At 68.0% G+C, this 20,649-nt stretch carries 17 protein-coding genes; 8 read left to right on the forward strand and 9 right to left on the reverse strand.

Going from position 1 to position 20,649, the window contains the following annotated elements:
• Window positions 1-90 precede the first annotated feature (90 nt).
• Window positions 91-1,563 carry a molybdopterin-dependent oxidoreductase gene (locus ACQEVO_RS30985; protein ID WP_432923200.1) on the forward strand — a complete coding sequence of 491 codons (1,473 nt, stop codon included), beginning with the start codon at window positions 91-93 and terminating at the stop codon, window positions 1,561-1,563.
• 80 nt (window positions 1,564-1,643) lie between these two features.
• On the opposite strand, the gene ACQEVO_RS30990 is transcribed toward ACQEVO_RS30985, so the two are convergent.
• Together ACQEVO_RS30990 and ACQEVO_RS30995 are read right to left on the reverse strand one after the other, a co-directional pair.
• The gene (locus ACQEVO_RS30990) at window positions 1,644-3,524 is read right to left on the reverse strand and encodes an ABC transporter ATP-binding protein (RefSeq protein ID WP_432919961.1); all 1,881 of its coding nucleotides are present in this window, start codon (window positions 3,522-3,524) and stop codon (window positions 1,644-1,646) included.
• A 74-nt stretch (window positions 3,525-3,598) separates the two neighbouring features.
• On the reverse strand, window positions 3,599-4,684 hold the full coding sequence (locus tag ACQEVO_RS30995) for a DNA polymerase IV (protein ID WP_432919962.1): 1,086 nt from the start codon (window positions 4,682-4,684) through the stop codon (window positions 3,599-3,601).
• Between the two features lie 176 nt (window positions 4,685-4,860).
• On the opposite strand from ACQEVO_RS30995, the gene ACQEVO_RS31000 reads away from it, so the two are divergent.
• The 3 genes from ACQEVO_RS31000 to ACQEVO_RS31010 all read left to right on the forward strand — a co-directional run bounded on the left by ACQEVO_RS31000 (window position 4,861) and on the right by ACQEVO_RS31010 (window position 9,423).
• Window positions 4,861-5,298, forward strand: coding sequence for a PaaI family thioesterase (locus ACQEVO_RS31000; RefSeq protein WP_432919963.1), 438 nt, complete (start codon window positions 4,861-4,863; stop codon window positions 5,296-5,298).
• A gap of 80 nt (window positions 5,299-5,378) precedes the next feature.
• On the forward strand, window positions 5,379-8,186 hold the full coding sequence (locus ACQEVO_RS31005) for an FAD-binding and (Fe-S)-binding domain-containing protein (RefSeq protein ID WP_432919964.1): 2,808 nt from the start codon (window positions 5,379-5,381) through the stop codon (window positions 8,184-8,186).
• A 319-nt stretch (window positions 8,187-8,505) separates the two neighbouring features.
• Window positions 8,506-9,423, forward strand: a complete 918-nt coding sequence (locus ACQEVO_RS31010) for a DNA-3-methyladenine glycosylase family protein (RefSeq protein ID WP_432919965.1) — start codon at window positions 8,506-8,508, stop codon at window positions 9,421-9,423.
• A gap of 46 nt (window positions 9,424-9,469) precedes the next feature.
• Here ACQEVO_RS31010 and ACQEVO_RS31015 read toward each other — a convergent pair whose 3' ends face one another.
• Entirely contained in the window at window positions 9,470-9,670 is a 201-nt protein-coding gene (locus tag ACQEVO_RS31015; protein WP_432923203.1) for a hypothetical protein, read from the reverse strand.
• A 269-nt stretch (window positions 9,671-9,939) separates the two neighbouring features.
• On the opposite strand from ACQEVO_RS31015, the gene ACQEVO_RS31020 reads away from it, so the two are divergent.
• Both ACQEVO_RS31020 and ACQEVO_RS31025 read left to right on the forward strand, forming a co-directional pair.
• Window positions 9,940-10,167, forward strand: coding sequence for a DUF397 domain-containing protein (locus ACQEVO_RS31020; RefSeq protein WP_432919966.1), 228 nt, complete (start codon window positions 9,940-9,942; stop codon window positions 10,165-10,167).
• A gap of 127 nt (window positions 10,168-10,294) precedes the next feature.
• Window positions 10,295-10,450 (forward strand): hypothetical protein, encoded by a 156-nt coding sequence (locus tag ACQEVO_RS31025; RefSeq protein WP_432919967.1) that lies wholly within the window; start codon window positions 10,295-10,297, stop codon window positions 10,448-10,450.
• A gap of 19 nt (window positions 10,451-10,469) precedes the next feature.
• On the opposite strand, the gene ACQEVO_RS31030 is transcribed toward ACQEVO_RS31025, so the two are convergent.
• The 5 genes from ACQEVO_RS31030 to ACQEVO_RS31050 all read right to left on the reverse strand — a co-directional run bounded on the left by ACQEVO_RS31030 (window position 10,470) and on the right by ACQEVO_RS31050 (window position 16,414).
• The gene (locus ACQEVO_RS31030) at window positions 10,470-11,216 is read right to left on the reverse strand and encodes a succinate dehydrogenase/fumarate reductase iron-sulfur subunit (RefSeq protein ID WP_432919968.1); all 747 of its coding nucleotides are present in this window, start codon (window positions 11,214-11,216) and stop codon (window positions 10,470-10,472) included.
• Window positions 11,217-11,220: 4 nt separating this feature from the next.
• The gene (locus ACQEVO_RS31035; protein WP_432919969.1) at window positions 11,221-13,185 is read right to left on the reverse strand and encodes a fumarate reductase/succinate dehydrogenase flavoprotein subunit; all 1,965 of its coding nucleotides are present in this window, start codon (window positions 13,183-13,185) and stop codon (window positions 11,221-11,223) included.
• A 15-nt stretch (window positions 13,186-13,200) separates the two neighbouring features.
• A complete protein-coding gene (locus ACQEVO_RS31040; RefSeq protein ID WP_432919970.1) occupies window positions 13,201-14,034 on the reverse strand; it encodes a hypothetical protein in 834 nt (277 codons plus the stop codon).
• A gap of 285 nt (window positions 14,035-14,319) precedes the next feature.
• Window positions 14,320-14,607: a hypothetical protein gene (locus ACQEVO_RS31045; protein WP_432919971.1), complete on the reverse strand. Its 288-nt coding sequence runs from the start codon at window positions 14,605-14,607 to the stop codon at window positions 14,320-14,322.
• 619 nt (window positions 14,608-15,226) lie between these two features.
• Entirely contained in the window at window positions 15,227-16,414 is a 1,188-nt protein-coding gene (locus ACQEVO_RS31050; protein WP_432919972.1) for an AAA family ATPase, read from the reverse strand.
• Between the two features lie 387 nt (window positions 16,415-16,801).
• Between ACQEVO_RS31050 and ACQEVO_RS31055 the strand changes: the two genes are divergently transcribed.
• Entirely contained in the window at window positions 16,802-17,452 is a 651-nt protein-coding gene (locus ACQEVO_RS31055) for a C40 family peptidase (RefSeq protein WP_432919973.1), read from the forward strand.
• Between the two features lie 3 nt (window positions 17,453-17,455).
• Window positions 17,456-17,860: an RNA-binding S4 domain-containing protein gene (locus ACQEVO_RS31060; RefSeq protein WP_432919974.1), complete on the forward strand. Its 405-nt coding sequence runs from the start codon at window positions 17,456-17,458 to the stop codon at window positions 17,858-17,860.
• A 207-nt stretch (window positions 17,861-18,067) separates the two neighbouring features.
• Here the strand turns inward: ACQEVO_RS31060 and ACQEVO_RS31065 are convergent, their stop codons facing one another.
• Window positions 18,068-19,963, reverse strand: a complete 1,896-nt coding sequence (locus ACQEVO_RS31065) for an acyltransferase domain-containing protein (RefSeq protein WP_432919975.1) — start codon at window positions 19,961-19,963, stop codon at window positions 18,068-18,070.
• Window positions 19,964-20,649: the final 686 nt, after the last annotated feature.

Consider the following 20,649-nt stretch of genomic DNA (forward strand, 5'->3'; position numbering starts at 1 on the left):
GGTACGGCCGAGCGGAGACTCCGGGATACGGCCGCGTGGCCCACTCCGGGGCCGATCGCGGCGGGGTTGTGCGGTCTCGTGGCCGCCGGGATGGTGCTCGGTGTCGCGGAACTGTTCGCCGGCCTGATCGATCCGGACGCCTCGCCGTTCGTATCGACCGGCGCGACCGTGGTCGACCACACCCCGAAGCCGTTGCGCGAATTCGCGATCGAACAGTTCGGCACCGCCGACAAAACCGTGCTGTTCCTGTCGATGGGCGTGGTGATGGCGGTTCTCGCCGTCGCCGCGGGGCTGCTGGAACGGCGGCGGCCCTACGGGAGCGCGCTACTGGTCGTGCTCGGGCTCGCGGTTTGCGTGGTCGTGCTGCAACGACCCACCGCGACAGCGGTTTTCGCCATTCCGATCCTGCTCGGCATCGTGGCGGGCGTCTTCACCCTGCGCTTTCTGATAACCCGCGGGCCGGGCTCGACGGGCGGGGCGGAGGAGTCCGCCGATCCCTCGCGGCGCCGGTTCCTCGTGCTGGTGGCCGGGGCCGCCGTGGTCGCGGCCGGTAGCGCGGCGGCCGGGCGCTGGGTCGGTGAACGAATGCGCGCCGTCGCCGCCGATCTGGAGCGATTCGTCCTGCCACGTCCGCAGGTCGCGGCGGCGGCACCGCCGCCCGGAACCGATCCGCCGGTACCCGGTCTCACCGAATTCGTCACGCCCAACGACACCTTCTACCGGATCGATACCGCCCTGCGGATTCCGGCGGTGACCAGCGCGGACTGGCGGCTGCGCATACACGGAATGGTGGACCGCGATATCGAACTGACGATGGACGATCTGCGCCGCCGGCCCGCGGTGGAGAAAATGATCACCCTGACCTGTGTCTCCAACGAAGTGGGCGGCGACCTGATCGGGAACGCTCGCTGGATCGGATACCCGCTGGCGGACCTGCTGGCCGAGGCCGGGGTTCGGCCGGACGCGGATATGGTGCTGTCCACCAGCGCCGACGGGTTCACCGCGGGAACCCCGGTCGCGGCCCTCACCGACGGCCGCGACGCGCTGCTGGCCGTGGGGATGAACGGTGCCCCGCTACCGGTCGAGCACGGTTATCCGGCCCGGATGGTGGTGCCCGGACTCTACGGCTACGTCAGCGCGACCAAATGGGTGGTCGACCTCGAACTCACCAGATTCGACAAGGCCCAGGCGTATTGGACCCGGCGTGGTTGGTCGGCCCGCGGTCCGATCAAAACCGCGTCACGGATCGATGTCCCCGCGTCCTCGGCGACAGTGACGCCGGGGCCGACGGTGGTCGCGGGTGTGGCCTGGGCTCAGCATCGCGGTATCGCCGCGGTCGAGGTGCAGGTCGACGACGGTCCGTGGCAGCGGGCCGAACTGGCGCCGGAATATTCGTCGGATACCTGGCGACAGTGGACCTGGCGGTGGGATGCCGCCCCCGGCGACCACACCCTGCGGGTCCGCGCCACCGACGCAGACGGAAATGTGCAGACCGAACAGCGGGCCGACCCGGTGCCCGACGGTGCCACCGGCTGGCATACGCGGTCGTTCCGGGTCAGGTAGACGTCCGACCCTGGAGCCGGAACGACCGCGGTGCACTTGCCGGCCGAGAGTTGTCGCGGCCTGCCGCTGCCGTGAGGTTCTCAGGCCGCGGCCGGTGCCGGGTCGCCGGCGAACTGGGTGCGGTAGAGCTCGGCGTAGCGACCGTCGGCGGCGAGTAGTTCCGGATGGGTTCCGCGTTCCACGATCTGCCCCGCTTCCACCACCAGGATCTGATCCGCGGCGCGCACCGTGGAAAGACGGTGCGCGATCACCAATGCCGTCCGGTCCTGGAGGGCTTCGTTCAGCGCGGCCTGCACCGCGGCTTCGGAGGTGGAGTCCAGGGAGGCCGTGGCCTCGTCGAGGATCACCACCCGCGGCTGTTTCAGCAGCAGCCGGGCGATGGTGAGGCGCTGGCGTTCACCGCCGGAGAGCCGGTAACCGCGTTCGCCGACCACCGTATCCAGCCCGTCGGGCAGCGAGGCGACCAGATCGCGCAACCGGGCGCGGGTCAGCGCATCCCACAGCTGGTTCTCGTCGGCGTCCGGGTCGGCCAGCAGCAGGTTGGCGCGAATGGTGTCGTGGAACAGGTGGCCGTCCTGGGTCACCAGGCCCACCGTTTCCCGGATAGAGGCGGTGCTCAGCTCCCGGACATCGGTACCGCCCAGTCGCACGGAACCCGAATCGACGTCGTAGAGCCGCGAAACAAGCTGGGCGATGGTCGATTTGCCCGCACCGGAGGAGCCCACCAGGGCGATCAGCTCGCCGGGCTCGGCGCGCAGGCTGATCCCGTGCAGGACTTCCTCACCACCCCGGGTGTCCAGCGTCGCGACTTCTTCCAGCGAGGCCAGCGAGACCTTGTCCGCGGCGGGGTAGCCGAAACGCACCTCGTCGAATTCCACCGAAACACCGCCGCTGCGGACGGGCCGGGCATCCGGGGCGTCCTCGATCAGCGGTTCCAGATCGAGCACCTCGAAGACCCGCTCGAAGCTCACCAGGGCCGACATCACCTCCATCCGCGCGCTGGCGAGCGCGGTGAGCGGCGAGTACAGCCGGGTGAGCAGCAGCGACAGCGCGACGACAGCGCCGGCGTCCAACTGCCCGCGTAACGCGTACCAGCCGCCCAGGCCGTACACCAGCGCCACCGCCAGGGCCGAGACCACGGTCAGGGCGGTGACGAACACGGTCTGCAGCATGGCGGTGCGCACCCCGATATCGCGGACCCGGCGGGCCCGCAGCGCGAATTCGGCGGATTCCTGGTCGGGGCGTCCGAACAGTTTCACCAGGGTCGCGCCGGGCGCCGAGAACCGTTCGGTCATCTGGGTGCTCATGGCCGCGTTCAACCCGGCGGCCTCGCGCTGGATATCGGCCAGCCGATCACCCATCCGGCGGGCCGGGATGACGAATACCGGCAGCAGAAGCAGCGCGAGCAGCGTGATCTGCCAGGACAGCCGCAGCATCACCACCAGGGTGAGCGCGACCGTCACCAGATTGGCCACCACACCGGACAGCGTGTCGCTGAACGCGCGCTGCGCCCCGATCACATCGTTGTTCAGGCGGCTGACCAGGGCTCCGGTCCGGGTGCGGGTGAAGAACGCGATCGGCATCCGCTGCACGTGATCGAAAACGGCGGTGCGCAGATCGAGGATCAGTCCCTCCCCGATCCGGGCGGAGAGCCAGCGGATCATCAGCCCGAGCCCGGCGTCGAGTACGGCGAGGCAGGCGATGGCCAGGGCCAGCAGGAGCACCGTGCGCGCGGCCGATCCGCCGACGATCTCGTCGACCACCCGCCCCGCCAGCAGCGGTGTGGCCACCGCGAGGACCGCCGCTACGACGCTGAGCGCCAGGAACGCACCCATCCGCCGCTTGTGCGGCCGTGCGAATCGCAGGATGCGGCGGGCGGTGGCGAGGCTGAAGGCACGTTCTTCTTCGGGGGCGTGCATACGCCGGTACATCTGGTCCCAGGCGACCGATTCCATGCTCATCTGAGGTGTCCTTCCGCTCCGGAGCCCGATTCAACTCCGGTGCACCGACACTAAAAGCTCAACCTTTATTCAGGTCAAGTCGCGGCGTCCGCGACGGGCGCCAATTCGAGCCGCACTCCGAGCAACCGGATCGGCCGGTCCAGCGGGAACCGGTCGAGCACGCGTAAGGCGGCGTCGACGATGGTGGGCACATCCGTCGTCGGCTCGGCCAGTTTCGACTGCTTACTGCGGGTGTAGAAGGTGCTCGTACGCACGGTGACGGCGACCCGCACCGCGATCCGGCCCGCCCCGGTGATCTCCTCGGCGACCTCGGCCGCCAGCCGCGCGACCTGCGCCCGGATCTCCGCCGGCTCGGTGAGATCGCGCGGGAAGGTCTCCGATTTACTGCGGCCCACCGGTGGCGGCGGTTTGATCACCACCTCGGTATCGCCGGCGCCGCGCCCCATGACCCACAGATAGGGCCCGTTGGTGGGACCGAACTCGGCCGCCAGCACGGCCCGGTCGGCGGCCATCAGATCCCCGATCGTATGGATATCCAGCTCGGCCAGCCGGGCCGCGATCCGGTTGCCGATACCCCACAGCGCATTCGTGGGCCGATGCGCCATCACCTGCGACCAGTTCGCCGCCGTCAGCCGGAACATCCCCTCCTGGGCGCCGGGATGGTCGGCCGGGGTGTCGGCGGATTTTCCGACGGATTTGGCGAAACCGGTCGCCAGCTTCGCGGTGAGTTTGTTGTCACCGATACCGACGGCGCAGGTCAGGCCCAGTTCCGCGACGGCCGAACGGATCGCGGAAGCGAGTCCTTCCGGGTCCTCGGTCTCGACCGCTACGAACGCCTCGTCCCACCCCCAGACCTCCACTTGCTCGGTGAACGTGCGCAGCACCGCCATGACCTGCTCGGATGCCTCGTCGTAGCCGGGGGGATCCAAGGGCAGGAACACGCCCTCCGGGCATTTGCGCGCCGCCGTCCGCAACGGCATACCCGCCCGGATCCCGTAGGCCCGAGCCGGGTACGACGCGCAGGTCACCACCTTGCGCGGTTCCTCGGGATCGCCGTTCCCGCCGACGATCACCGGCAGCCCGCGCAGTTCGGGATGCCGGCGGAATTCCACCGCGGCCTGGAATTGGTCGAGGTCGACATGCAACAGCCATCGGGCCACGTCTGCAGTAATACTCCTATCGGGTGACAATTCGGCGGATACCGCAGAGAATCGCGGCGGCGCCGGGAACCCGAACCGGCCACCCGGCTACTCCGTACCGGGCCGTACGGCGCGTATACCTCGCCGACGGTCCGCGTGCACCCTCGGCACCCCGCACGAGTCCCCGAAAGGCAGACATGTCCGACCCGGCCCCGCTCGATTTCGACCTGGCCACGAAGGTCCTGGCCGCCCAGCCCTTCGCGAATCTCGTCGGCACCGAGCTCGCCGCCTTCGAATCCGGTAGCGCGACGCTGGTCGTACCGATCCGTCCAGAACTGGCTCAGCAGTTCGGATACGTCCACGGCGGGGTGCTTTCCTACCTGGCCGACAATGCGCTCACCTTCGCCGCCGGAACCGTACTCGGCGCGAACGTCCTCACCGGCGGTTTCTCCGTCACCTACCTGCGGCCGGCCCGTGGCGACAGGCTGCGCGCCACCGCGACCGTCACCGGATCCACCCGCCGGCAAGCAGTCGTGAACTGCACGATCACTGCCGAATCCGACGGTTCCGAGCCCGTGCTGTGCGCGCTCGCCCAGGGCACGGCACGCACAGTGGACCGGGAACTCGGCTCCTGAGTAGTTCTCGGCGAGTGCGGTGGGCTCGCGGACCCGGTAAGACGCGGAGCGGGCGCCAGGCAACCCCTAGGCTTGTCGATGTGACCGACCTGGACAGGCGGCGGGAGGCGCTCGCGCGGGAACTGGGTGCCCGCCTGGGTGCCGACGTGGTGGACGCCTCCTATCGCCGCCGCGTGGAGTATTCGTCCGATGCGTCCAACTACCGGGTGCTGCCCGAGATCGTGGTGTTCCCCCGGGGCGATGCCGAGGTGGTCGCGGCGCTGGAATTCGCCCGTGCCGAAGGCCTGTCGCTGACCGCGCGTGGCGGCGGGACCTCGGTGGCCGGTAATGCCGTGGGCCCCGGCATCGTCTGTGATTTCAGCCGATACATGCACGGTATCGCCGATATCGACCCGCAACGCCGGACCGCTCGCGTGCAGTCGGGTGTCGTACTGTCCGATCTGCAGCGCCGGGCGCGGGCGCACGGGTTGCGCTTCGGCCCCGACCCGTCCACCCAGAACCGCTGCACGCTCGGCGGCATGATCGGCAACAACGCGTGCGGGCCGCATGCCGTTGCCTGGGGGCGGACCTCCGACCGGGTGCGTGAGCTGCGGATCCTCGACGGTACCGGCACCGAGCGCCGGCTCGCGAACGATCTGGCCGTTGTTCCCGGGCTCCCCGAGTTCACCGGCTCCGCGCTCGCGGTACTGCGCACCGATCTCGGCCGGTTCGACCGGCAGGCTTCCGGTTACGGCCTGGAACACCTGCTCCCGGAGCGGGGCAGTTCGGTGGCCGGCGCTTTCGTCGGTACCGAGGGCACCTGCGGTGTACTGCTGGAAGCGGAGGTGGAACTGGTCGAGATTCCCGCCGCGACGCTGCTCGTCGTCCTCGGTTACCCGGATCTGCCGGCCGCGGCCGACGATATCGCGGCGGTGGTGTCGGTGGCGCCCGTGGCCGTGGAAGGTATCGACGCGCGACTCGTCGACATGGTGCGCGCGCACGGCCGGCAGGTGCCCGATCTGCCGCGGGGTAACGGCTGGCTGTTCGTCGAACTGGCCGGTGAGACCCCGGCCGCGGCACAGGCCGCCGCCGAACAGTTGCGCCGGGTGTCGGGTGCCCTCGATACCCGGATCATCGCCGACCCGGCCGCCGCCGCCGCGCTGTGGCGAATCCGCGCCGACGGCGCGGGACTGGCCGGGCGTACCCGCGACGGGCAGCCCGCCTGGCCCGGCTGGGAGGACGCTGCGGTCCCACCGGGCCGCTTGGGCCCGTATCTGCGCGATTTCGACGAGTTGATGGGCGAGTACAAACTCGACGGGCTGCTGTACGGGCATATCGGCGACGGGTGCATGCATGTGCGTCTCGATCTGCCCATCGCCGCCGCCCCCGACCGGTTCCATGCGTTCCTGACGGATGCGGCACACCTGGTGGTGCGGTACGGCGGCTCCCTCAGCGGCGAACACGGCGACGGCAGAGCGCGCTCGGAACTGCTGGAGATCATGTATTCGCCCCAGGTCCGCGCGGTATTCGCCGGATTCAAGGCGCTGTTCGACCCGGCCGGAGTCCTCAATCCGGGGGTTCTGGTCGCGCCCCGCCCGCTCGATGCCGACCTCCGGTTACGCGGGCTCCGACCGGTGGCATCGGCCGGTGGTTTCGCCTTCGACCGGGACGCGGGTGACCTGTCCACCGCGGTGCACCGCTGCGTGGGTGTGGGCAAATGCCGGGCCGATACCCGCACCACCGGCGGTTTCATGTGCCCGTCGTACCTCGCGACGGCCGACGAGAAGGACACCACCCGGGGCCGGGCCCGGGTACTGCAGGAGGTGGTGCGCGGCGAACTCGACTGGTCCGCGCCCGCGGTCGCCGAATCGCTGGACCTGTGCCTTTCCTGCCGGGCCTGCGGGAGCGATTGCCCGGCGGGCGTGGATATGGCGACCTACAAGTCCGAAACCCTGTACCGCCGCTACCGCCGCCGCCCGCGCCCGCGCGACCACTACTCGCTGGGCATGCTGCCGCGGTGGCTCGCCGCGGCGACCCGGATACCGCGACTGGTCAACGCGGGAGCACGCAGCGGGCCACTGCGCCGGTTGGGCCTGCGCGCGGCCGGTGCCGACCCCCGGCGCGCGGTCCCGGAACTGGCGGCCCGGCCGTTCCGCCGGATATGGCGGGACGAATCGGCGAAACAGCAGGTCGCCGATCATTCCGCGCAGACGGTGATGCTCTGGGTGGATACCTTCACCAACGCCTTCGATCCCGAGATCGCGCAGGCGGCCGTGGCGCTGCTGAACTCGCTCGGTTACCGCGTGCTGCTACCGGATCGGCAGGTGTGCTGCGGGCTCACCTGGATCAGCACCGGACAACTGGACGGCGCGCGGGCCCGGTTGCGCGCGACGCTCGACCACCTCGATGCGCATATCCGCGCCGGTGGCGCGGTGATCGGGCTGGAGCCCTCGTGCACGGCCGCCCTGCGCGCCGATCTACCCGAGTTGCTGCCCGACGACCCCCGCGCGCGCCCGGTCGCGGACGCGGTGCGCACCCTCGCCGAATTTCTGCTGGCACAACCGGACTGGCGCCCACCGCAATATCCCGGCCGGTCGATCGTGGTGCAACCGCATTGCCATCACCATTCGGTACTGGGCTTCGAAGCCGATCGCCGGATATTTGCCATGATGGGTGTGCGGGTGACCGAAATCGCCGGATGTTGCGGTCTGGCCGGTAATTTCGGAATGCAGCGCGGACACTACGACGTATCGGTGGCCGTCGCCGGCAACGGCTTGCTACCCGCTCTGGCGAACGCGCCCGATGACGCCGTTTTCCTGGCCGACGGCTTCTCCTGCCGTACCCAAGCCGCCCAGCTCGCCGCGGTCCGCGGTCGGCATCTGGCGCAGATACTGCTGGGCCAGTGGTGATTTCGCCGGACATCAGGTGCCGGCAGGTGCGCGCGGGCGGCCGTGGGCCGCTCGCCACGACATTCAGCTACCGGACGGCAAGGTGCCCGGCTGGATCTCGTACCCGGAGCTGCCGGCGAAAACGGCACCCCAGATATCGAGCAGGAAATTGAGCGCGTTGGTGATCATGAATACCTCCGGTCACGGCAGCAGCCACTGATTTGCTCAACTCGATTCCTATCGTCTCGCAAATCCGCTCTGTTACCGCGCCGACACGATGACGTAGTACCGGGCCGGGCACAATGGCGTGGTGCCCCTTCGATCCGCGGACCCCCCGGCAGTGCCTGCTCGGTTGACCCGAGTGCTGACCGCCGGCGGTCCCATCGATCTCGCGCACAGCCTGGCGCCGCTGCGCCGCGGGCCCGGCGACCCCTGCCATCGGATCGAGAGCGACGGCGCGCACTGGCGGGCCTCGCGCATGCCGAGCGGGCCGGTCACCTACCGGTTGAGCCAGACCGACCCCCGCACGGTCACCGCGGACGCCTGGGGTGCGGGCGCCGCGGAGTTCCTCGACCAGCTCGACCGGATGTTCTGCCTGGACGAGAACGTCGACGATTTCGTGGCGATCCATCCCACCATCGCCGCCACCCACCAGCGCAATCCCGGTTTACGGATGCTGCGCACCGGTCGCGTGTTCGAGGCGCTGGTCCCCGCCATCCTGGAGCAGAAGGTCACCATCGTGTCGTCACATGCCGCGTGGCGGACACTGGTGCACCGTTTCGGCGAGCAACCGCCGGGGCCGGCGCCGGCCGGTATGCGGGTTCCACCGGATGCGGGGACATGGGCGCGGATCCCTTCGTGGAGCTATCACCGCGCCAATGTGGGGCCGCAGCGGTCGCAGACCATCGTGCGTGCCGCGCGGGTGGCGGATTCGCTGGAGCGCACCGCGGACCTGCCGCCGGCGGAGGCGGCGCGCAGATTACGCACCATCCCGGGTATAGGGGAATGGACAGCCGCCGAAACAGCGCAGCGCGCGTTCGGGGACGCCGACGCGCTATCGGTGGGCGATTTCCACCTCGCGTCGCTGGTGGGCTGGACCCTGCTGGGCCGGGATATCGACGACGCGGAAATGGTCGAATACCTCGAGCCGGTCCGTCCGCATCGCTACCGGACGATCCGGCTGCTCGAAATCAGTGGTCAAGCCCGCAAACCGCGGTTCGGGCCGCGCGCTCCGATCACCGACCACCGCCACCACTGAACTATCGGAATTGCTCCGGGCTCGGAGCGTGGCGCACTCGGCGGCGCTATTGGAGCGCCCGATTGTCCAGTACGCAGCGGCCGGAATCGACGAGCGTGGCCCGGGCGCGGCGGCGTACCCGGCACATATCGACCGTGCAGTCCAGGTGCAGTTGCATCGCCGAATGCGCTTGTTCCGGGGTCATCATGCCCGGATCGTCCCAGCAGTCGAGCAGGGTGGGGATATGGGTGCTCATATTCAACCGCATCACACACGACCTCCTTGTGAACCCGCGGCGACTCCTGTTGCCCGCGGTGGGTTTCCGGGTGTGCTCATACGACCAACAGCTCACCATAGGCCGAGAACCGCCCGGATCGGGTGATATTCGGCGTTTTTGCCGCATCGAGTTCGGAAGAAGCCGGTCGGACGGATATCCGGCCCAGCGGCCCGGGCGAAGCGCGTAGCATCGCGCACGAACGCCGGCCCTCGCACGGCGCACTCGGCAGAAAATTCGCGGTTGATGGAGGAGAACCCTGAATGAGCATCGATAACGGTTCGAACGTGGATCTTTCCGGAGCCCAGTGGGTGAGCAGCCCGCCGGAGGGGGCACCCGGATCGCACAGTGTCGAGATCGCGATGCTCGCCGACGGTCATGTCGGAATGCGCGACGGCAAGAACCCCGACGGTCCGGTGCTGGTTTTCACCCCGGGGGAATGGGCGGCGTTCACGGCCGGTGTGCGCGACGGTGAATTCGACCGTCCGTGATGTTGCGCGGGGTCTCGGTTCATCCGATACAACCTGGTCAGTGCGGGGTTTGCCCGGCCGGGTAACGGGTAGACAACAATATGTGGACCGAGGGATAAAGAATTCTCATCATCCTCGGCTCCGCAAATTGGGGCCCAGCGACGGCGTGGCGTGGCTGATCGTCGGCCTGCTCTTTGCGGCGGCCGCGGTGGGCGTGTACGTACTCACCGGCTCGGTGCTTTCGGCACTGTTCGTCGGCGTGCTCGTGGCGCTGGTCGCCACGGGTGTGGTCGCGATGCTCTGACCACACCCGCGGCGGGTGCTCAGCGCCGGAACAGTTTGTTGCCGAGCCAGACGATCGGGTCGTACTTGCGGTCGGCAACCCGTTCCTTCATCGGGATCAGCGCATTGTCGGTGATCTTGATGTGTTCGGGGCACACCTCGGTACAGCATTTGGTGATATTGCAGTAGCCCAGCCCGTGCTGCTCCTGGGCCTCGTCGCGGCGATCGGCCACGTCCAGCGGATGCATTTCCAGTTCCGCGATACGCATGAGATATCGCGGCCCGGCGAACGCTTCCTTGTTCTCGTCGTGGTCACGCACCACATGGCAGGTGTTCTGGCACAGGAAGCATTCGATGCATTTGCGGAATTCCTGCGACCGCTCGACGTCCACCTGCTTCATCCGGTACTCGCCCGGTTTCAGATCGGGTGGCGGCGTGAAAGATGGTATCTCCCGTGCCTTTTCGTAGTTGTAGGACACGTCGGTCACCAGATCCCGGATCACCGGAAAGGTCCGCAGCGGTGTCACGGTGACGACGTCTTCGGGGGTGAACGTGGACATCCGCGTCATACACAGCAGGCGCGGCCGCCCGTTCACCTCCGCCGAACACGAACCGCATTTACCGGCCTTACAGTTCCACCGGACCGCCAGGTCCGGCGCCTGCGTGGCCTGCAGCCGGTGAATGATGTCGAGAACCACCTCGCCCTCGTTCACCGGCACCGTGAAATCCTGTAGGTCCCCGGAATCGGAATCGCCGCGCCATACGCGGAACTGGGCGTCGTAACTCATCGCCTCACGCCTCCTCGGAATTCGATGCGCGGTCGTCGTGGTCCGCCGAACCCTCGACTGCCGCCGGATGCCCGGCGAGTTCGGCCGGGGTGTAGTACTTCTCCAGCTCACCGAGGTCGAAAAGCGCGAGCAGTTCGGGCCGCATCGGCGGTTGGTCCTGCACGGTGACCGAGACGTCGGGTATGCCCGTCTCGCCGGGCTCTCCCTCGACCGCGCAGACCAGCAGCTTGTTGCGCCATTGCGGGTCCATCCCCGGATGGTCGTCGCGGGTGTGCCCGCCGCGGCTTTCGGTGCGCAAGAGCGCCGCCTGCGCGACACACTGGCTGACCAGCAGCATATTGCGCATATCCAGGGCGAGATGCCAGCCCGGGTTGAACTGGCGATGCCCTTCGATGGTGACGTGCGCGAACCGTTCGCGCAGCGCCTCGAGCCGGGTGATCGCCTCGCGCACCTCGTGCTCTTTGCGGATGATGCCGACCAGATCGTTCATGGTCTGCTGCAGATCCGTGTGCAGGGTGTAGGGGTTCTCGCCCGAACCGCCCTCCGGCGGATCGAACGGCGCGAGGGCGATTTCGGCGGCGGCGGCGATATCGGTCTGTGAGACCGCCGGCCGCTGGTCCAGTTTCCGGACGTACTCGGCCGCGCCGAGCCCGGCCCGCCGACCGAAAACCAGCAGGTCGGACAGCGAGTTGCCGCCGAGCCGGTTGGAGCCGTGCATACCTCCGGAACATTCCCCGGCGGCGAACAGTCCGGGTACGTGCGCTGCCCCGGTATCCGGTTCGACCTCGATACCGCCCATGACGTAGTGGCAGGTCGGGCCGACCTCCATGGGCTCTTTGGTGATATCCACATCCGCCAGTTCCTTGAACTGGTGGTGCATGGACGGCAGCCGCCGGGTGATCTCGTCGGGCGTCAGCCGGGAGGCGATATCGAGGTAGACGCCACCGTGCGGGGTGCCGCGGCCGGCCTTGACCTCCTCGTTGATCGCTCGCGCCACCTCGTCACGGGGGAGCAGGTCGGGAGTGCGGCGGGCCGAATCGTTGTCGCGCAGCCACTGGTCGGCCTCTTCCTCGCTTTCGGCGTACTGGCCCTTGAACACCGCGGGGATGTAATCGAACATGAAGCGTTTGCCCTCGGTGTTCTTGAGAACCCCGCCGTCCCCGCGCACCCCCTCGGTGACCAGGATGCCCTTCACACTCGGCGGCCAGACCATCCCGGTGGGATGGAACTGCAGGAACTCCATATTGATCAGCCGGGCGCCGGCCCGCAGGGCGAGCGCGTGCCCGTCACCGGTGTACTCCCAGGAGTTCGAGGTGACCTTGTAGGACTTGCCGATCCCGCCGGTCGCGAGTACCACCGCCGGAGTTTCGAACAGGATGAAACGGCCGGATTCACGCCAGTAGCCGAAGGCGCCGCTGATCCGGTCGCCGTCCTTCAGCAGATCGGTGATCGTGCATTCGGCGAACACCTTGATCCGGGCCTCGTAGTCACCGGTTTCGGCGTAATCCTCCTGCTGCAGCGAAACGATCTTCTGCTGCATCGTCCGGATCAATTCCAGACCGGTCCGGTCGCCCACATGCGCCAGCCGGGGATAGGTGTGACCGCCGAAGTTGCGCTGGCTGATCCGGCCGTCCGGGGTCCGATCGAAAAGGGCGCCATAGGTTTCCAGCTCCCACACCCGGTCGGGAGCCTCCAGCGCGTGCAGTTCGGCCATCCGCCAGTTGTTCAGGAATTTCCCGCCGCGCATGGTGTCGCGAAAATGGGTCTGCCAGCTGTCCTTCTCGTTCGCGTTGCCCATGGCGGCCGCGCAACCGCCCTCGGCCATTACGGTATGTGCCTTGCCGAACAGGGATTTGCATACGACCGCCACTGACAGGCCGTGTTCGCGGGCCTCGATCACAGCGCGTAGTCCGGCACCTCCGGCACCGATCACGACCACGTCGTAGTTGTGCCGTTCCACTTCGGGCATAGCCGTCCAAACTCCTCAGTCGATGATGCGAAGATCCGAAATCGTGCCGCTCGCCACCAGCATCACGTAGAAGTCGGTGAGCACGAGGGTGCCGAGCGTGGTCCAGGCCAGCTGCATATGCCTGGTGTTGAGCTTGGAGATCTGGGTCCAGAGCCAGTAGCGCACGGGGTGGGCGGAGAAATGTTTGAGCCGGCCGCCCGCGATATGCCGGCAGGAATGGCAGGACAGCGTGTAGGCCCAGAGCAGGATCACGTTCCCGGTGAGGATCAGGCTGCCCAGCCCCATTCCGAAGCCACCGGTTTTCCCGTGGAAGGCGCCGATGGCGTCGTAGGTGTTGATCACCGAGATGAGTACCGCGACATAGAAGAAATAGCGGTGCGCGTTCTGGATGATCAGTGGCAGCCGGGTCTCCCCGGTGTACTTCGTATGGGGCTCGGCCACCGCGCAGGCCGGGGGCGAGAACCACACCGACCGGTAGTAGGCCTTGCGGTAGTAGTAGCAGGTGAGCCGGAAACCGAGCAGGAACGGCAGCACCAGGAAACCCAGCGGGATGAACATCGGCAGATCGCCGAACGGGGTGCCGAAATGGCTCGATCCCTCGACACACGAGGTACTCAGGCACGGCGAGTAGAACGGCGTCAGATAGTGGTAGTCCGGCACCCAGTAGGCGGTCCGGACGAACGATCTGACGGTCGCGTAGACGACGAACGCGGCCAGCCCGACGACGGTGATCAGGGGAGGTAGCCACCACCGATCCGTGCGTAGGGTGCGGGCGTTGATCCGGGCCCGGGTTCTGCTGAATACACCTGTTCCCGATTCGGGAGCGGCTGTGGTTGTTGCGGCACTCACTGGTCGATGCCTCACTGATCGGCGGTGCGGAAAGCCGGAAGGCCTCCGCGATCGAATGTGATGCTGAGCACCATACGGCAGGGTTGCTATCGGTCGAGCGGGGTCCGGGCAATCTCGTGGGCCCTCGGCCGTAGTGATTTGCGCCACATTTACTGACGATCTTGTCGGGTGAATACACCGCAAACACGAACGGCCGGCCGCCTCTCCGGCGACCGGCCGCTCTCGACGCCCCGGGCGTAGGCCCGGGGCGGGAGGTTCAGTTATCCGACGGTGAACTCGGTGGCGCTACTGGGTGCGCGGCCGCGAGTGGAAGCCGAGACCCTCGTCCTGGGCGCCCATCCATGCCGACTCGTCGGATTTGCTGTCGGGTACGTAGATGGGCTCCTGGGCACGTCCGGCCACCGGTGGCGGCGGGCTCTGTTCGAACTCGTCGGCATCGATGCAGAGCCGTTCCAGATCGTTCTCCAGCCGGCGGACGGTGCCCGCGTCCCCGTAGTGGGAGCGCAGTACGCCGATGGACTGACGGAGCTGGTTTACGGCGTACCGGAGTTCCGCGAAGTCGCTACGTGTCATGGATACCTCCTGATTTGCTCACCGGTCGCGGTGTGTGTGACGCCGCGTGGGCTGCACTGGCCATCCGGCGTAGCTTGTGACCGACCACACAAGGTGATCTACAACACAGTACGGCAAAAACGCGATTCCGGCTCGTCGGATGATCAAGATCGGGTTGCGGTTGGGAGCCGATGTGTACAACTGTGCCGAGCGGGTGTGAGGCGAGCCCGGGTGGAATGGGCTGGTCGAAGGCCTGCGCCGGGCCGTCCAGGGTTCCCGCTAGAGGTCGGAAGAGAGCTATCGATTTGCCGAGGTATGCAAACTATTCCGCTATCTAGCCAGGCAGTTAGAGATGCGTATAAAGGCCGATCGGCGGATTGGGCGGGGCAGGTCACGCAGTCCGGGTGGACATCGATCGGGTTGTCTACCGGTGTCTAGCGGGTTCTGTAGACATCGAAATACAACTGTCGCGTCGCAATCGAGGGGCTTCGCCGTAGGCGATGGCTCCGATCCGGCCGGTGTGCGAACGCGGCCGGCGCGCCACTCGCGGAATGTGGGCCCGTGGTGGCCCGTCGATCCGGCAATCTTCCCGAGCCTACGAACAACGCTAGATAACGGAACAGATCGGTAGCGACAACTGTCAGGTGGTCACGCTGCGCAGGTAGCGGCCGAAATGGGGAACCGTGAAACCGATGGTCCCGCGTTCGGCCGAATAGATCAGGCCCTTCTTGATCAGTCCGTCGCGGGCCGGGGAGAGAGATGCCGGTTTACGCCCCAGCTCCGCCGCCACCGCCGCGGTCGCGACCGGGCCGTCGTCGCCTGCCAGATCCGCCATGGCACGCATGTACTCGCGTTCGGCCGGGGTCGCGCGCTCGTAGCGGGAGCCGAAGAAGCCGACGGCCAACTCTTCCTCGGCGGTCGGCGCGGCGACCTCCACGTCTTCGGCGGTGATCGGGCTGCCGGGCGCCTGGTCCCAGGTCGCCTTGCCGTAGGCCTGCACGAAGTACGGGTAGCCATCGGCCTTGCGGTACAGCGCCTCGAGCGCCTCGTCGGAGAACTTCACCTCTTCGCGCTCCGCCGGGGCGATGAGTGCTTGATCGGCCGATTCGCGGTCCAGCCGGTCGATGCGGTGATAGCTGAACAGCCGTTCCGAATAGCTCTTCGAGGCCGACAGCACCGCGGGCAGATGCGGTAGGCCCGCACCCACCACGATCAGGGGCGCGGCATCCTGGCTCAATTCGTGGCACGCGCCGCAGATGGCCGAGATATCCGCCGGGCCCAGGTCCTGCATCTCGTCGATGAATATCGCGATGCCCACCCCGATATCGGCGGCCAGCCCCGCGGCCTCGGTCAGCAGTTCCACCAGGTCGATCTCGATATCCCCGGAATCCGCGCGGCCGGTGACCGCCGGGACGTCGATACCCGGCTGCCAGCGCTCCCGCATTCCCTTGTCCGCGGTGGCGCGTAGCGCGAAAGCCTTGAGAATTCCGAGGAAATCGTCGACGCGTTCGCTGTTGTGGTGGGTCTTGGCGATCGCTCTGGCCGCCATGTGCAGTGCCGAAGACAGCGGCCGCCGCAGCTCCTGATCGGGGCGGGCCTCGATTTTCCCGGTACCCCAGCCGCGAGTGCCCGCGGATGAACGCAACTGGTTGAGCAATACGGTCTTGCCGACCCCGCGCAGTCCAGTGAGCATCACGCTGCGTTCCGGGCGGCCCCGGGCAATGCGCTCGCAGACGATATCGAAGGCGTCGAGTTGTTTACCGCGTCCGGCGAGTTCGGGCGGGCGTTGTCCGGCGCCGGGCGCGTACGGGTTCCGCACGGGGTCCATAACTCTCCTACCGTAGCGGGCCGATCGGTGAATATGCGCGAATCTATGCCGTGTCCTAGACGGGCCTATCCAAAGATAGCGGGGAAGCGCACGACCTGTCCGGATCACGGCCGACACGCCCGCCGAGACCGTGCCGTGACCTCGCTGCGTCCGGAAAATCCCTTCTGCCCCAGGGCTTTACACCTGTACTCCCAGCTCGCGAGAAAACGCGGGCCGTTCGGCTGGACAACGCCGGGCAGGCATCGTAACCTCTTTGTGACTTAGTGGAGTCGAGTCGTTTCGTCAGTGAGGCGGCGCCACGGGTCACCGCCATCGCAGACCGTCGCGATTTACGCACGACGCGCGTTCGCGACGGTGGGAGAGCACGAAGATCGGAGACGGAGCTCGGTGGGTAAGCACAGCTTGCAGCGAGAATCCAAGCTGCCAAATTCTGTCAAGGGCGCGCTCGTCATGGGCACTCTGGCCGCTACCACGGGCACGATGCCCGCGATTGCCTCGGCCGCGACGACCACGATCGACGTCCCGGGCGTCGGCAAGTTCGATGTCGAGGTTCCGGACCAGTACGCCGCCCAGGCGGAACAGCTCAACCAGCAGCTGAATCAGGCACTCGAGCAGGCGCCGAAAATGATGCCGGGGGCGCCCGCGCTGCCGAATTTCGCCCCGCCGGCCATGCCCGAACCGCCGAAGCAGCAGACGGCGGCGGATATCGCCCTGGAAGCCGCCAAGACCAAGGTCGGCGCCATGTACTCCTGGGGCGCCGCGGGTCCCTACAACTTCGACTGCTCCGGTCTGGTGCAGTGGGCCTACAAGCAGGCCGGTATCAAACTGCCGCGCACCAGCTTCGAACAGTCCCATGTGGGTGCGCCGGTGGCGTTCCAGAATCTGCGGCCCGGGGATATCGTCATCACCAACGGTGGCGGCCACGTGGGGATGTACGCCGGTGACGGCCTGCTCCTGAACGCGGTGCAGTCCGGCGAGCCGGTCAGCTACACCAACCTGTCGCCCGACGATGTGGTCACTGCCCGTCGTATCGTCTAAGGAGTGAGCCCCGCTCCCTCCGCGCCGGACAACGGTCCGGCCCAGGCCCGGGTCGACTCCTGGGTATGGGCGGTCCGATTGTTCAAGACTCGATCGGCTGCCGCGGCCGCGTGCCGCGGCGGTCACGTACGCGTCAACGGCGCAACGGCCAAACCGGCGCAACCGGTACGGCCCGGTGACGAGGTCCGCATCCGCAGCGCGGGTATCGAGCGGATCGTCATCGTGGAACGCGTGATCACCAAACGGGTCGGTGCTCCGATCGCCGCCCAATGCCTGATCGATCGCAGTCCACCCCCGCCGCCGAAGGAAGTTCTCGCCTCCCTTCCGCAGCGGGACCGCGGGACCGGCCGGCCGACGAAACGGGAGCGCCGCGAAACGGACCGCCTCCTCGGCCGGGCCGAGCGCTGAATCCGGTCCGCGTACCTTCCGTCGAGTCCGCCGGCCCCCATGTGCTCGGGTCGCGCCCGGAAGGCGTCCTCTTGCCGAATGCGCCCCGCGCTGCCGCATGGGCATCCGCTTCGGACCGACCGGCCGACGCCGATACGTGACCAGAATCGGGCGTTGGCCCATACCTCTGATGGATCCGAGAACCGCATCGGCTCTCGGGCCGTGGCGCTAGCCCGGATGCATCCACGACCGCGTGGATACCGGTGCTGGTTCCGGCGCCGTGCCGACCCCGCCGAACGGTGTGGAGAACACAGCGAAGAACGCGACCGGATCCGCGGCCGTGAGTTCGAGGAGATTGGCAGCGGCCGGGGAAATCCGGGCGAACCGCCGCGCCAGCCGTCCGGCGCTCGGTATCGGATCCCGCGGTTCACCCGGCGCCGCGCCTACTGCGCCGCCGGCCGCCGCCCTTGCGCCGTCCGCGGTCACCATGGCAGCGATCGCGGTGTCCTCGAAAACCTGCGCCGCGTGGACCACACCGCGGATCGTGCACCCGGATTCGCGGATATCGCGCAACGCGTTGTCGAGATCGAGCCGGTCGGCGGTATCGCAACGCACCACCACGACCCTGTCCTCGAAACCGTCGAGCAGCGGTGGGACCGGGCGCGGCGAACGGGTGGGAACCAGGACATCGCGAGCGCCCGAAACCAGCAGCCGGCGCACCACCACCGATCCGAGTGCTCCGAGCCCACCGCTCACCACATACGTTCCCGCGGTATCGACGGGCATCGGTGAATCCAGCGCTACCCGAGCGGTCAGAAAACGGATAGCCCTGTTGGCGTCGACCATTCGGGTCCATGCGATGATATCTGTGGGTGGGAGGTCATTGTGGTGCCGTATCGAAGCCAGCGTTCCGGCGCCCGCGACCTCCGCCCGCATATCTCTCCCGGTGTGGTCGATCCCCGGGGATCCCGGTTCCGGATGCGGCCGGTCACCCGGTTCGGTGACTTTCGATTCGAGCGAAGTCGCTGCGGCCCAATCGTTTCCGTTTCCCGTACCGCGTGCTGACCGGTCGTCGGTGCCCGCGGTATCGGGCCGGCCCGGGTCCGGTCCGCCAGCGGCTTCCCGGCGGCTGCTCGCCGTCGCGCGGACAACTTGGACCTGGGCCAGGCATGTCAGGAAGGTCGTTCCCTCGTCGTCACGGTGTGCGGTGGGGTAGATGTTGTGGGCGAACCGGCCGGCCGCGCGCACCGCACCGCAGAGCACCGGATCCGGGCCCACCTCCAGCACCATGGTCGCCCCCGACCGTTGCGCCCGCTCCAGTGCGGCGTCGAGGTCCGCTGTGCCGGTGAAGTTTTCGATCCAATAGTCGACGCCCGCCGCGGCCGATTCGAGAGCCGCACCTCGCCGGGCGGTGGAATATATCGGGATCTTCGGGGCGACCGGACGCAGCGGTCCGAGTTCGGCACGTAATGCGGCCGCCGCCGCGGGGTGGGCGTGCGCGGGTGAGAACACGGTGGTGTGCGTGGTGGCGATTCCGCGCCGCTCCGCGCGGCGGACGACGGTGTCGACAGCGCGTTGCGGGCCGGAGATCAGCACCGAATTCGGCCCGTGCACGGCCACGATCGCGACCCGGTCGTGCACCGGTTGCACCAGCCGCCGCACCTCCGATACGGGAGCGGCGAGCTCAGCGACAGTATCGGTGCTCGCCATCCGGTGTGCAGCGCGGCCACGTGCGACGGCCACCCGGGCGGCATCGGCCGGGGACAGCGCACCGGCGGTCACGGCTGCCGCGACCTCACCCAGGCCGTGCCCGATCACCGCATCGGGCCGGACTCCCCAGGAGATGAGGAGTGCCGCGGTGGCGACCTGGTAAGTGAAAAGTGCGGGCTGGGCGAATTCCGGATTGCGATATCGCAGTTCGGGCCACCGGGCCGAACCGGGGTGCCGGAACCCGTGGCGCGGTGTCCACACGCGCGGTCCGCCTGCCGCCACGACGGCATCACCGGTTCCGGTCACCGCCGCCGCGAAAGCGGGGTAGCGACCGGCCAGCGTCCGCCCCATCCGATCGTGTTCGCCGCCGTCCGGCGAGAACAGGAAAACCACCCCGCTGCGCGAACCGGTCATGGACCCGGCGGCGGAGACGGCGGCGTGCGGCCCTGGTGGACCGTACGCGAATTCATCCGGCTACTCGGCATGCTGTGCGTCGAGCTCATCGGCGTGCCGTGAATCCGAGACAGCAGCTGCGGGTCCGGCCTCACGCCACGATTATGCCGGAAGAATCCGGGTCGCCGGAAAGCACGCGGGCCGGTGGAACGCGTCTCCGCTCCGCGCGGGTGGTTACCGAGAGCCAAGCAAACCCATTGCCGCAGTGCGGCTCTCGTGTGCCGGATCGAACCTGCTCGCCGTGAGCTGGTTCCGGCGGTGGCACCGGATCAGCGGGTACCGCCGGACGGCCGTCGGCGGCGAGGAGGTCGGCCGGAAGGTAGCCGGCGCCTACCCGACGCGACGTCTCGACTCCGACTGCCATCACCGCCGGGGGCGCCGTCTGCGGGAGTAATTCGGCCGCACACTCACGTGGGCGCGCCGGGGCGGGTATCGCTCTCCGCGGGCAGTCGGCGGGTGGACGGCCCGGCAGGTCCGCGTGCTGCCGGCCACCGGGCGGCCCCGCCGGATGGAGAGTTCTGATAGGCGGCGGTGCCCCGGTTCACGAAGTTCTGACACCGCGGCCGACTCGACGCCCGGGTTTATCCAGGCCCAACGCCCGCCGCCGATTCGCCACATCCGGATTCGTACTCGCTGCCCCGGCCCGG

This window comes from Nocardia sp. CA-290969 (assembly GCF_050936135.1).
GTDB lineage: Bacteria > Actinomycetota > Actinomycetes > Mycobacteriales > Mycobacteriaceae > Nocardia.

Bases quoted from the DNA above. Each gene is read 5' to 3' on its own strand.
- ACQEVO_RS30985 (WP_432923200.1), top strand. From the start codon at position 91: ATGGTGCTCGGTGTCGCGGAACTGTTCGCCGGCCTGATCGATCCGGAC.
- ACQEVO_RS30990 (WP_432919961.1), bottom strand. From the start codon at position 3,524: ATGAGCATGGAATCGGTCGCCTGGGACCAGATGTACCGGCGTATGCAC.
- ACQEVO_RS31000 (WP_432919963.1), top strand. From the start codon at position 4,861: ATGTCCGACCCGGCCCCGCTCGATTTCGACCTGGCCACGAAGGTCCTG.
- ACQEVO_RS31015 (WP_432923203.1), bottom strand. From the start codon at position 9,670: ATGCGGTTGAATATGAGCACCCATATCCCCACCCTGCTCGACTGCTGG.
- ACQEVO_RS31020 (WP_432919966.1), top strand. From the start codon at position 9,940: ATGAGCATCGATAACGGTTCGAACGTGGATCTTTCCGGAGCCCAGTGG.
- ACQEVO_RS31030 (WP_432919968.1), bottom strand. From the start codon at position 11,216: ATGAGTTACGACGCCCAGTTCCGCGTATGGCGCGGCGATTCCGATTCC.
- ACQEVO_RS31035 (WP_432919969.1), bottom strand. From the start codon at position 13,185: ATGCCCGAAGTGGAACGGCACAACTACGACGTGGTCGTGATCGGTGCC.
- ACQEVO_RS31045 (WP_432919971.1), bottom strand. From the start codon at position 14,607: ATGACACGTAGCGACTTCGCGGAACTCCGGTACGCCGTAAACCAGCTC.
- ACQEVO_RS31050 (WP_432919972.1), bottom strand. From the start codon at position 16,414: ATGGACCCCGTGCGGAACCCGTACGCGCCCGGCGCCGGACAACGCCCG.
- ACQEVO_RS31065 (WP_432919975.1), bottom strand. From the start codon at position 19,963: ATGACCGGTTCGCGCAGCGGGGTGGTTTTCCTGTTCTCGCCGGACGGC.